Origin of the sequence: Bradyrhizobium sp. SZCCHNRI1009, assembly GCF_032487575.1 — a bacterium.
Lineage (GTDB): Bacteria > Pseudomonadota > Alphaproteobacteria > Rhizobiales > Xanthobacteraceae > Bradyrhizobium.
Genome location: NZ_JAUEUL010000008.1, coordinates 82,112 through 94,868 on the forward strand (window position 1 = coordinate 82,112; position 12,757 = coordinate 94,868).

Annotated in this window: 2 protein-coding genes (1 of these 2 only partly in view); both read left to right on the forward strand. The window is 69.2% G+C overall.

All coding sequences use genetic code 11. The features are described from left to right. Window positions 1-9,720 carry a non-ribosomal peptide synthetase gene (locus QX010_RS16295; protein WP_316180545.1) on the forward strand — a complete coding sequence of 3,240 codons (9,720 nt, stop codon included), beginning with the start codon at window positions 1-3 and terminating at the stop codon, window positions 9,718-9,720. Continuing rightward, window positions 9,717-12,757: the 5' end (the start) of a non-ribosomal peptide synthetase gene (locus tag QX010_RS16300; protein ID WP_316180547.1), read on the forward strand. Its footprint extends 3,538 nt past the window's final position; the window shows 3,041 of its 6,579 coding nt (coding positions 1-3,041); the start codon lies at window positions 9,717-9,719; its stop codon lies beyond the right edge, outside the window. Before QX010_RS16295 ends, QX010_RS16300 begins: the two co-directional genes overlap by 4 nt.

Sequence of the window (12,757 nt, forward strand, 5' to 3'; positions counted from 1 at the left end):
ATGCCGCCACAGACCCTCGTCGAACGACTCCGTGAGCATGCCGCCTCGCGCGCCGACCATCCGGCGTTGCGCTTCATCGAAGGTGACGACGTCGTCGACGAGCTGTCATTCGCGGCGCTGGACCTGCGCATCCGCGCTCTTGCCGCGCATCTGCAGGAGCGCGCGCGTGCCGGCGAACGTGCCGTGATCCTGCTGCCGAACGGGCCCGACTATGCGGTTGCGTTCTACGCCTGTCTCTATGCCGGGGTCATTGCCGTGCCGGCCTATCCGCCGGAGGCCGGTAAGGAGCGCTACGCCAGCCGCCTCGACGGCATCCTGCGCGATGCGGCGCCACGGCTCATTCTCACCCAGGCGCGGCTTCGCGACGCCGTCACGGCCTGTGTGGGCCAGACCCGGGCCGATGTCGTTGCCGTCGACGAGGTGCCGGTCGGCGCGGCCGTCTCCTGGCGCGAGACGGAGCTGAACGGCGATGCGATCGCGTTCCTCCAATATACGTCGGGTTCGACGTCGCAGCCGAAGGGCGTCTGCGTCACCCACCGAAACCTCGTCGCCAATGAGATTGCGATCGAGGCGGTGCTCGGCGGCACCCGGGATGACGTGTTCGTCAGCTGGCTGCCGCTCTATCACGACATGGGATTGATGGGCGGATTGCTCAATCCGCTGTTCACGGGTTTCGCCGCGGTGCTGATGACGCCGCGCAATTTCCTCGAGCAGCCGCGGCGATGGCTCGAGGCCATCGATCGCCACGGCGGCACCTGCAGCGGCGGGCCGGACTTCGCATTCGCGCTCTGCGCGGACCGGATCTCGGATGCGGCGATCGCGCACCTGGACCTTAGCCGCTGGCGCTTCGCGTTCTCCGGCTCGGAGTTCGTGCGGCGCGCGACGCTGGATCGCTTTGCCGCGCGCTTCCGGCCTGCGGGCCTCGATCCTCGCGTTCTGACGCCTTGCTACGGCCTTGCCGAGGCGACCTTGCTGGTGACCGCAGGCGACAGCGCGAGCCTGGCGGCTTGTCATACGCTCGATTCCGCAGCACTCGCCGGCGGCCGTGTTGCCGATACCGACGCAGGGACGGACCTGATGGTCTGCGGCACCGTGGCCGACGGTCACGCCGTCCGCATCATGAGAACCGATGCGTCCGCCCAGGCCGAGGCGAACGAAGTCGGAGAGATCTGGGTCGCGGGTCCGAGCGTCGCGCAGGGCTATTGGAACAATCCGGAGGCGACGCGGCAGACCTTCGTCGCGCGTGACGGCGCGCGCTGGCTGCGGACCGGCGACCTCGGCTTCGTCCGCGACGGCGAGCTCGTCGTCACCGGCAGGCTCAAGGATTTGCTGATCGTTCGCGGCCAGAACATCTATCCATTCGACCTGGAGCAGGCCGTCGAGTCCGACGTGGCCTCGGTCCGGAAGGGGCGCGTCGCGGCCTTCCCGGTCGAGATCGATGGCGCCGAAGGCATCGGCGTGGCGGCCGAGTTCAGCAGGGCGGTGCTGCGGCGGACGCCGGCCGATGTGCTGATCAAGGCGATCGGCGATGCGGTCATGCGGCAGACGCAAGATTATCCGGCGGTGGTCGTGCTGCTGAACCCGCAGGGCATGCCGTTGACCACCAGCGGCAAGCTGCAGCGCTCCGCCTGCCGCGCCGGGTGGGCGCACGGCACGCTCGACAGTTTTAGGGTGTTCGAGCGGCGTCGTGAGGCGGCGGACCGGTCGCCGTCCTCGGAGCTTGCAACGGAAACCGAACGCCGTCTTGCGCTGATCTGGCGGGATGTGCTCCGGGTCACGGCCGTCGGCTGCGGCGACGACTTCTTCATGCTCGGCGGCAATTCGGTCGCAGCCGCCCAGGTCGCGGCGATGGTGCGCGAGCAGTTCGGAATCGAGCTCGCGCTGCGCAGCTTCTTCGATGCGCCGACGCTCGCAGCGCTTGCGGCGCTGGTCGATGCGGCCGGCATCGATGCAAGAGCGCTGGCGCCTCTGCAGCCGGCCCCGGCGGGCGTGCGCGAACTGCTGTCGCCCGCGCAGGAGCGGCTGTGGTTCCTCTGGAGCATGGACCCGGCCAGCACGGCCTACACCATCGCCTGCACGCTCCGCTTCGACGGCGCGCTCGATCAGGCGCTGCTGGTGCAGGCGCTGACCGAGATCATTGCGCGACACGAGACGCTGCGCACCAGCTTTGCCGCGCCGGACGGTCGTGTCGTGCAGGTGATCCATGCGGCAACCGAGATTCCCGTCGCGGTCGAGGATCTACGGCGCAGGCCGGCAGCGGAGCGCGCGTCGCGGGCCGCGGCGCGGACACGCGAGGAGCTGGCGCGGCCGTTCGATCTCGTCGATGGCCCGCTGCTGCGCGCGGTGCTGATGCAGCTCGCGGACGATCGCCACGAACTGCTTTTGTCGGCGCATCACATCGTCGCCGATGGCCTCTCGCTCGACGTGCTGCTGGCTGAGATCGCTACGCTTTATGACGGGCTCCGGCGCGGAGCAGTCGCGCTGCCGCCGCCATCCGCCATCCAATATGCCGACTACGCCGCCTGGCAGCGGGAGTGGCTCGCCGGCCCCGAGGCCGCGCAGCAGCTCGCCTATTGGCGCGGGCGGCTCGGCGATGCGGATACGCCGCTCGCCTTGCCGTTCGACCGGCCGCGACCGGCGGTGCCGAGCTATCGCGGCGACACCATCCACCTCGCGATCCCGCCCGATCTGGCGCTGAAGCTGCGCGCGCTCGCCAGGGAGCATCGCGTCAGCATGTTCATGCTTTTGCTCGCCGCCTATCAGTTGCTGCTGTTCCGCTACTCCGGCCGCTCCGACCTGCGCGTCGGCGTGCCCGTCGCCGGACGCCGGCAGGCCGAGCTGGCATCGTTGATCGGCTGCTTCGTCAATACGCTGGTGTTGCGGGCCGACGTGGCCGACGGCATGAGCTTCGCCGAACTGCTGGCGCAGGCGAAAGAGGAGGTCATCACCGGGCTCGCGCATCAGGATCTGCCGTTCGACCGTCTCGTCGATGCGCTCAAGCCGGCCCGCTCCGGCGGCCACAATCCGCTGTTCCAGGTCAAGTTCAACTACATGGCCGCGCCGGCCGGACTTGCGCTCGGCGACGGCCTGCGCGCCGAGACGCGGATCGTCGATCTCGCCGGCTCGCATTTTGATCTCGCGCTCGACATTGCCGACGGCCCGACGGGCATGAATGCGAGCCTGAATTTCGCGACGGATCTGTTCGATGCGGCCACGGTCGAGCGGATCGGCGGCCAGCTCGTCGATTTTCTGCGGCAGATCGCGGCCGGTCCCGACCGGCCGCTGCGCGACTTCGCGATCGCGCGGGACGTCAGGCAGACCGTCGCAGCGGAGGCGAAGAGCTTCCCCGCGACGGATATCCTCGATCTGATCGGCACTGCGTTTGCGGGCCGCGACGACCGGGTCGCGCTGCGTCAGGGACAGGACACTGTCAGCGCAGCCGGGCTGGCGCGCTGGTCGGACCACATCGCGGGCGCGCTCGTCGCGGCCGGCGTCACGCGCGAGACGCCGGTGGCGTTGTGGATCGAGCGGTCGCCGGCCTTCGTCGCGGCGCTGCTCGGCGTCCTCAAGGCGGGCGGCGCCGTCGTGCCGCTCGATCCGGCCTGGCCGGTGGCGCGCGTTGCGCGCATCCTTCGGGACGGCGAGATTGGCATCCTGATCGCAACCGGCGAGCATCTGGCTGCGGCGAGGGCGCTGGCCTGTCGTACACTCGACGGCACTGAGCGCGGCGATGCGTCCGCGTTCGATGCCCCGCGGCCCCATCCGGCGCAGACCGCCTACATCATCTACACCTCGGGTTCGACCGGCGCGCCCAAGGGAGTTGCCGTCTCGCACGGCGCGCTCGCCAACTACGTGCAGGCGCTGCTGTCCCGACTGCAGCCGCCTGCCGGCGGCGGCATGGCGATGGTCTCGACGGTCGCCGCCGATCTCGGCCACACCGTGCTGTTCGGCGCGCTCGCGAGCGGTGTGACCTTGAACCTGCTGCCGGCCGATGCTGCGTTCGATGCGGATGCGTTTGCGCAAGCGATGCGCGATGGCGAGATCGGCGTCCTCAAGATCGTGCCGAGCCATCTGCGCGGCCTGTTGCGGGCGCGGCGCTCGGCCGACATCCTGCCACGCGACGTGCTGATCCTCGGCGGCGAGGCCTGCGATCCCGGCCTGATCGCAGAGGTCCGTCGGCTGCGGCCGCACTGCCGGATCGTCAATCACTACGGCCCGACCGAGACGACGGTCGGCGTGATGACCCATGAGTGGACGGACGCCGACGCCGAAGGTGTGGTGCCGGTCGGATTGCCGCTTGCGAACCTGCGCGCCTACGTTCTCGACGATGCGTTGAATATCGTGCCGGCCGGTGTCGCTGGTGAGCTCTACATCGGTGGCGCCGGGCTGGCGCGCGGCTATCGCGGCGCGCCTGGACAGACGGCCGAGCGCTTCGTCCCCGATCCGTTCGGAGTCTCAGGCGAACGCCTCTACCGCACCGGCGATTTGGTGCGCTGTGATCAGGCGGGTCGGGTCGTGTTCGTGGGCCGGCGCGACGATCAGGTGAAGCTGCGCGGCTACCGCGTCGAGCCCGCCGAGATCGGCCGCGCCGTCTGCTCGTTGAATGGCGTCGCCGATGCCGCCGTCGTGGTCCGCGCCGTCGACGCGGAGCGGGAACGCCAGGAGCTCGTGGCCTATTGTGTTGCCGCGACAAACGTCGTGTTGCAGCCGGAGGCGCTGCGGCACCAGCTCTCGGCGATGCTGCCGGACTACATGGTGCCCTCGCGCTTCGTCGTGCTCGAGCGGCTGCCGCTGACCGCCAACGGCAAGCTCGACCGCGCGGCGCTGCCGCAGCCGGACGAGGACGTCGTGCTGTCCTATGCCGCCCCTGTCGGCGCGGTGGAGCAGGCGATCGCGGAGGTCTGGCAGGACGTGCTCGGCCGCGAGCGGATCGGCCGCAATGACAATTTCTTCGAGCTCGGCGGCGACTCCATTCTGAGCCTCCAGATCATCGCGCGGCTGCGCAAGCGCGGCGTCAGGCTGACGCCGAAGCAGATGTTCGCGCAGCAGACGATAGCGGCGCTGGCCGGTGTGGTTGCGACCACCTCCGCACCGGCCATGACGCCGCCGGCAGCAGCACGCAACGCAATGAACGCCTGCGCTGCGGAGCTGCTGCCGATCCAATTGCGCTTCTTTGCCGACGACATTCCCAACCGCGATCACTTCAACCAGGCGGTGCTGCTGATCCCGCGGGACCGGATCGACTGGAGCGTGCTGCAGCGGGCGCTCGATGCCGTGGTGAGGCATCACGACGCGCTTCGCGTGACGTATCGTCAGGTCGCGGGCGAATGGCAGGCGGCGCCGGCCGACCTGCCTGCCGAGGCTGAGCTGCTTTGGATCCGCACGGCGGTCCAGCCGGCCGACATCGATGCGATCGCGGCGGCGGCGCAGGCGAGCCTGTCATTGGCGGCGGGATCGCTGCTGCGCGCGGTCGGGTTCGACATGGCCGACGGCAGCCAGCGGCTGCTGATCGCGATTCATCACCTCGCCGTCGACGGCGTGTCATGGCGGATCCTGCTCGAAGACATCGCGATGGCCTATGAGCAACTGGCAGGGCAGGCGGCCGCCGTCACCCTGCCGTCCACGAGCTCCGTTCCGTCGTCATGGGTGCAGCGGCTGCGCGCGCATGCGGCGTCCGATCGGCTGGCCGGCGAGATGGCCTTCTGGCTGGCGTCCTCGCGCGGCAGCGAGCTGCCCTGTGACGACGATCATGGCGGCGCCGATGTCGAGGCCGAGGCCGAGGAGGTCGTGCTCAACGTCGAGGCGGAGCTGACCGAACAGCTGCTCGATGCCGCGCCTGCGGCCTATCGCACGCAGGTCAATGACCTGCTGCTGGCGGCGCTGGCGCGTGCGCTCTGGAATTGGAGCGGGATCGATGGCGTCGCGATCGAGCTCGAGGGCCACGGCCGCGAGGATGTCTTTGCGGACGTCGATCTCACGCGGACGGTGGGCTGGTTCACCACCGCATTTCCGGTCTGTCTCGACGGCGGCAGCGAGACCGACCGTGCGCTCATCGCCCGCGTCAAGGAGAGCTTGCGCGCCGTGCCCGACCGTGGGCTCGGCTATGGCGTCCTGCGCTATCTCGGCGCGAAGGAGCAGCGTGAGGCGCTATCGCAGACGCCAAGCCCGCGCATCGTCTTCAACTATCTCGGCCGCTTCGATGGGCAGCTCGGCGCGTCGGCGCCGTACCGGATCGCGCCGGAGAATCCGGGACCGATGCGGGCCGCAGACACGCCGTTGCGGGCCTGGCTCACCATCAATGGCGAGGTGCGCGAAGGACAGCTGCGTCTCGGCTTCCGCTATGGCAGCCGGCGCTATCGGCGCGCCACCGTCGAACGGCTCGCGGAGCTCTATCGCGCGGCGCTGCATGGTCTCGTCGATCACTGCCTCGGCGCTGCCGGCGGTCTGACCCCGTCCGACGTTCCGCTCGCGGGGCTCGATCAGGCGGCGTTGGACAGGCTCTGCGCGACGATCGACAGTCGCTCCGTCGAGGACATCTATCCGCTGTCGCCGATGCAGCAGGGCTTGCTGTTCCATGCGCTGCGCTACGGCGCAGATGATGTCTATGTCAACCAGCTCTCGATCGAGCTCCGCGGGGTGACGCCGGCGCAGGTGCGTGCGGCATGGCAGGCGGCGAGCGCGCGGCATGCGGCGCTGCGGACGGGGTTTGTCTGGCAGCAATTGTCCGGCGCGGCCCAGCAGATCGTGTACCGCCAGCTCGACGTGCCCGTCGTCGAGGAGGATTGGCGTGGCCGTATCGCGGATGGGGCCGCGGCGGCGGAGATCGATGCGGCGCTTGCGGAGGCGGCGATGCACGAGCGCGAGCCCGGCTTCGACATCACGCGGCCGCCGCTGCAGCGGCTGCGGCTGGTCCGGCTCGGTGATGACAGGCTGTGGCTGATCTGGACGCATCATCACCTCGTGCTCGACGGCTGGAGCTCGGCGCGGCTGCTTGCCGACGTCCTTCAGCAGATCGGCGGCCATGCGTCGTCGGCGGCGCAAGCCAGCTATCGTGACTACATCGCCTGGCTGCAGACGCGCGACCAGGCGGCAGCCGCGGACTTCTGGCGCGAGACCTTGCGCGATTTCGAGCCCACGCCGCTGGCCGGTGCCTTGCGCGCCAGCCGCGTGATCGACGCTGCGAGCGGCCATGGCCGGCTGACTTTGCGCGTGGACGGCGATCTCGCGGTCCGCCTGCGGCGGTTCGCGACACAGCAGCGCATCACGATGAACACGCTGCTGCAGGGGACCTGGGCGCAATTGCTGCGGCAGTATACCGGGCAAAGCGCGGTCTGCTTCGGCGTGACCGTCTCGGGCCGTCCGGCCGAGCTGGCCGGCGCCGAGCACATGGTCGGCCTGTTCATCAACACGCTGCCGCTGATCGACCATGCGCCTCCGCACATCGCGACCGGTGACTGGCTGCGCGCCCTACAGGCGCAGAGCGTCGCGGCGCGCGACTATGAGTGGCTGCCGCTGCACGAGATCCAGCGCCTGGCCGACAGGGCCGGGCAGCCGCTGTTCGACAGCCTGATGGTGTTCGAGAACTATCCGATCGATCGGGCGCTCACCGCGCGCGACCGGGCCGGGCCGCAGATCGGGCGCGTCGAACACGTGACACCGACCAGCTATCCGATCGCGGTCATCGTGTTCGAAGGACCCGAGGGCCTGCGCCTCGACTTCAACTACGATCGCGCGCAATTGGACGACCATGCGGTCCGCCAGGTGAGCGCGTCGTTGCGGGACTGGCTGACGCAGATATCGGCGGATGCCACCCGTCCGGTCGGCAGCCTTCGAATGGTCGACGGTGAGACACTGGCGTGCGTCCTGCGCTGGAGCGGAGCAGCGGTCGGCGAGACCTCATGCCGGCCGCCGTTCAGCGATTTGGTGCCCGGCCTTGTGGCGCAGATCGAGACGCGCGCGAAGGCCATCCCGGACGCGGTTGCGATCGTCAGCGGCGACCGCCGGATCAGCTACGGCGAGTTGAACGCACGCGCCAACCGGCTGGCGCGGCGACTGCGCGCGCGCGGGATCGGCGCCGATGTCCTGGTCGGACTGGCGCTGGAGCGCGACGCCGAGATGATCGTGGCGCTGCTCGCCGTGCTGAAGGCCGGCGCCGCCTACCTGCCGCTCGATCCGGACTATCCCGCCGAGCGCCTCGCCCACATGCTCCGTGATAGCGGCGCGAACTTGCTGCTGACGCAGGCCCCGCTACAGGATCGGTTCACGCGCGCGCTGGCCGACGGCGGAGTGGAGGCCTGGCTGCTGGATCGTGCCGACGAGGGCGGCGACACCGACAATCTCGACCTTTCCATTCATCCTGAGAGCCTTGCCTACGTCATCTATACCTCGGGCTCGACGGGCTTGCCCAAGGGCGTGATGGTACGCCACGGCGCATTGACGAACTTCCTGGCGACCATGGCCGAGCAGCCGGGGATCACGTCCGACGACCGCGTGCTGGCCCTGACCTCGTTGTCGTTCGACATCGCGGTGCTGGAGCTGTGGCTGCCGCTGACACGGGGCGCACGCATCGTGCTGGCCGACCGGGCGTCGGCGCAGGATCCGGCGGCGCTGAAGGCGATCGTGGCCAGGCACGGCGTGACCTTGATCCAGGCGACGCCGTCGAGCTGGCGCATGCTGCTCGATCATGACGGGGCCGCGAGGCTGCCGCCTGGCTGTCGCGCGCTCAGCGGCGGCGAGGCGCTGGCTCCCGATCTGGCGCGGCGGCTCGTCGCGCTGAGCGGCGAGGTGTGGAACCTGTATGGGCCGACCGAGACCACGGTGTGGTCCGCGCGTCACCGGCTGGACTCCGATGATCCAACGCCGGTGCTCGGCGGTCCGATCGGCAACACCACGCTTTACGTGCTGGACGCCAATCTCAATCTGCTGCCGCCCGGGGTGGCCGGCGAGCTGTTCATCGGCGGCGAGGGATTGGCCCGCGGTTATTGGAGGCGCGCCGGGCTCAGCGCGGAGCGCTTCATTCCGGATCCGTTCGGCCGCCCCGGTGCGCGGCTGTACCGGACCGGCGATCTGGCGCGCTGGCGTGCCGATGGCGCGCTCGACTATGTCGGCCGCGCCGATCACCAGGTGAAGATACGCGGACATCGCATCGAGCTCGGCGAGATCGAGGCGCGGCTGCGCGCGCTGCCCGGCGTCCGCGACAGCGTCGTGGTCGCGCAGGAGTTCGGCGGCGGCAGGACCCTGGTCGGCTATGTCAGCAGCGAGAGCATGCTGGATGGCGGCGAGCTTCGCGCGGCGCTCGCGGCCGTGCTGCCGGACTACATGGTGCCGTTGCGCGTCGTCGTGCTGCCGCGGCTGCCGCTGACGCCGAACGGCAAGATCGACCGCAAGGCGCTGCCGACGATGTCGCAAGGCGAGGCGCGGGACGACCATCAGGCTCCGGTCGGCGAGATCGAGAGCACGCTGGCCGGCATCTGGGCGGAGCTGCTCGGTCTCGACCGTGTCGGGCGGGCGGATCACTTCTTCAAGCTCGGCGGCCACTCTCTGCTGGCGGTACGGCTGCTCAGCCGCGTCGCGCAGGAGTTCGGCACGTCGATGCCATTGTCCGAGCTGTTCGCTCATCCCGAATTGGCGGAGCTCGCGCGCGTCCTCTCGATCAGGCTGATCGAGCAGGAGTTCGCCGAAGGTGAGCTCGAGGACCTGATGACGGCGGAGCTATCATGAGCGGACAATCAGGACAGCCTCGACTGCGCGACCTCGATCCGGACGCATTGCGCCAGCTGGCTTCGCGCGCACGGCAGCGCGGCCGCAACGCCGGCAGACGCGACGTCAACACCATCCCAAGCATCGATCGCGGGGGTCGGCTACCGCTCTCCTTCGCGCAGCAGCAGCTCTGGCTGCTGGCACAGCTCGAGGGCGGAGGCACGAACTATCACATCGACGTCGCGCTGCGGCTGCGGGGCCGGCTCGACATCGGCGCATGGCGCCGCAGCCTCGATCGGCTGTTCTCCCGCCACGAGGCGCTGCGGACGGTCTTCGTTGCCGAGCAGGGCGAGCCGCGAGCCATGCTGTTGCCGCCGGATACCGGCCTGCCGCTGGAGATGCACGATCTTCGCAGCCGGCCGGACCGCGAGACGCGGCTGGCCGACCTGCTGAATGCGTGGACGCGCGCGCCGTTCGATCTCGCTCGGGGTCCGTTGATCCGCGGCCATCTGATCGGTCTGGGCGACGATGATCACGTCTTTCTGCTCAGCCAGCACCACATCATCTCCGACGGATGGTCGATGGGCGTCATCGTCCGCGAGCTCTCGGCGCTGTATGGCGCCTTCGCCGGAGGCGGCGACGATCCTTTGCCACCGCTGGCGATTCAGTATCCGGACTATGCGGCATGGCAGCGCGACGCGCTGACGGCGGACCGACTAAAGCGGCAGCTCGATCATTGGACGACCGTGCTGCGGGACGCGCCATCCGTGCTGGCATTGCCGACGGACCGTCCGCGTCCCGCGCCGCGGTCCGACGCCGGCGCTGCTGTGGCTGTCGAGATCGACGACGGTCTTACGGCCGATATCAGGGAGTTGAGCATCGCGCTCGGCGCCACCCCGTTCGTCGTCGTGCTGGCCGCCTGGGCCATCGTGCTGTCGCGGCTGGCCGGCCAGCAGGATCTCGTCATCGGCACGCCGACAGCAAATCGGATGCGGTCGGAGCTCGAAGGCCTGGCCGGCTTCTTCGTCAATATGCTGGCGTTGCGGCTCGACCTCTCGCGCGGTCACGCTGTGGCCGAACTGATCGAGCGAGTGAAGACGGCCGTTCTTGCGGCGCAGGATCATCAGGACCTGCCATTCGAGCATCTTGTCGAGGCGCTCCAGCCGCCGCGGCATCCGGAATACACGCCCGTGTTCCAGGTTGTGTTCGCCTGGCAGAGCAATGAATTCGGCTCATTGGCGCTGCCCGGCCTTGCGGTCGAGCGCCTTGCGACCGAGCAGCACAAGGTCAAGTTCGATCTCGAGCTCGATCTCAGTGAGAGCGATGGCCGTATCTCCGGCAAGATCAACTACGCGACGGCGCTGTTCGACGCCGAGACCGTGCGGCGCTATCGCGGCTATCTGCTGGCTACGCTGCGCGCCATGGTCGCTGACACCAGCCAGCCGGTCGACCGCATCGAGCTGCTACCGGCCGAGGAACGTGCGCTGCTGCTGGACAGCTGGAATTGCACCCGATCGTTCACGCCGGCCGACTGCTGCATCCAGGATCTCATTGCCGAGCAGGCACGCCGCCGGCCGTCAGCGGTGGCGCTGGTCCATGACGAGGTCAGACTGACCTATCGGGAGCTCGAGCTGCGCGCCAATCGCCTCGCGCATCACCTCGTCGCGCTGGGCGCCGGTCCGGACCGGCTGATCGCGATCTGCCAGCAGCGCGGCGTCGATACGATCGTCAGCGTGCTCGCGGTCCTCAAAGCCGGCGCCGCCTATCTGCCGCTGGATCCGACCTATCCGCCGCAACGGCTGCGCGAGATCGTGGCCGATGCCCAGCCGATGCTGCTGCTCCGTGACCGCGAGAGCGCCGGTGCGCTCGGCGACGTGGCATGCCCCGTGGTCGATGTGGAAAGCGATGCACCGGCCTGGAGCGGGCTGCCGGACAGCGCGCCGGATGTTGATGCCCGCGGCGTGACGCCGCGCAATCTCGCTTATGTCATCTACACCTCGGGCTCCACCGGGCGGCCGAAGGGGGTGATGATCGAGCACCATGGCCTGGTCAATCTCGCGCAGGCCCAGATCGGGCTGTTCGACACCGGTCCGGACAGCCGGGTCGCGCAGTTCGCCTCCTTCAGTTTCGACGCAAGCGTGTGGGACATCGTCATGGCGCTCTGCGCCGGCGCCGAGCTGCATCTGCTCGGAAGCCGCGAGCATCGCGACGCAGCCGAGCTGTTGAACTATCTCGCCGACCATCGCATCACCCACGCCACCCTGCCGCCCGCGATGCTGCAGGGCCGCTCGGACCTCGCGCGGCTCTCCGGGCTCGAGGTGCTGGTTCTTGCCGGCGAGTTGCCGAAGTCGGAGCTGTTCGAGGTTTTGCCGTCGGAGATTGCGGTCTTCAACGCCTACGGCCCGACGGAAGCGACCGTCTGCGCCACCGCGTGGCGTCGTCCAGCCGGCTTTGCCGGCGGTATCGTCCCGATCGGGCGCCCGATCGCCAATGCGCGCATCTATCTGCTCGACGCCCAGGGCATGCCGGTGCCGCGCGGTGCCGTGGGTGAGATCTGGATCGGCGGGGCAGGGGTTGCGCGCGGCTATCTCAACCGTCCGGATCTGTCGGCGCAGCGCTTTGCTGCCGATCCCTTCGGGCTGTCGGCCGACGCGCGGATGTATCGAACCGGTGACCTCGGCCGCCATCTGGCCGACGGCAATATCGAATTTCTTGGCCGCAACGACCATCAGGTGAAGATCCGCGGCTTCCGTATCGAGCTCGGTGAGATCGAGCATCGGCTGAATGCGCAAGCCGGCGTGCGGGACTCGGCGGTGCTGGCGCGGCGCGATGCGCAGGGCGATCTCAGGCTCGTCGCCTATGTGGTGCCGGCAGACGACACCGATGACGCCGCCGCATGGGCCGCGCAGCTGCGCGGGCAATTGCAGGCGTGCCTGCCGGATTACATGGTTCCCTCGGCGATCGTCCGCCTCGATGCGTTTCCGCTGACACCCAACGGCAAGGTCGATCGGCAGGCGCTGCCGGCGCCGGACGACGAAGCGTTCGGCCGCGGCGCCTA

Bases quoted from the DNA above. Each gene is read 5' to 3' on its own strand.
- QX010_RS16295 (WP_316180545.1), top strand. From the start codon at position 1: ATGCCGCCACAGACCCTCGTCGAACGACTCCGTGAGCATGCCGCCTCG.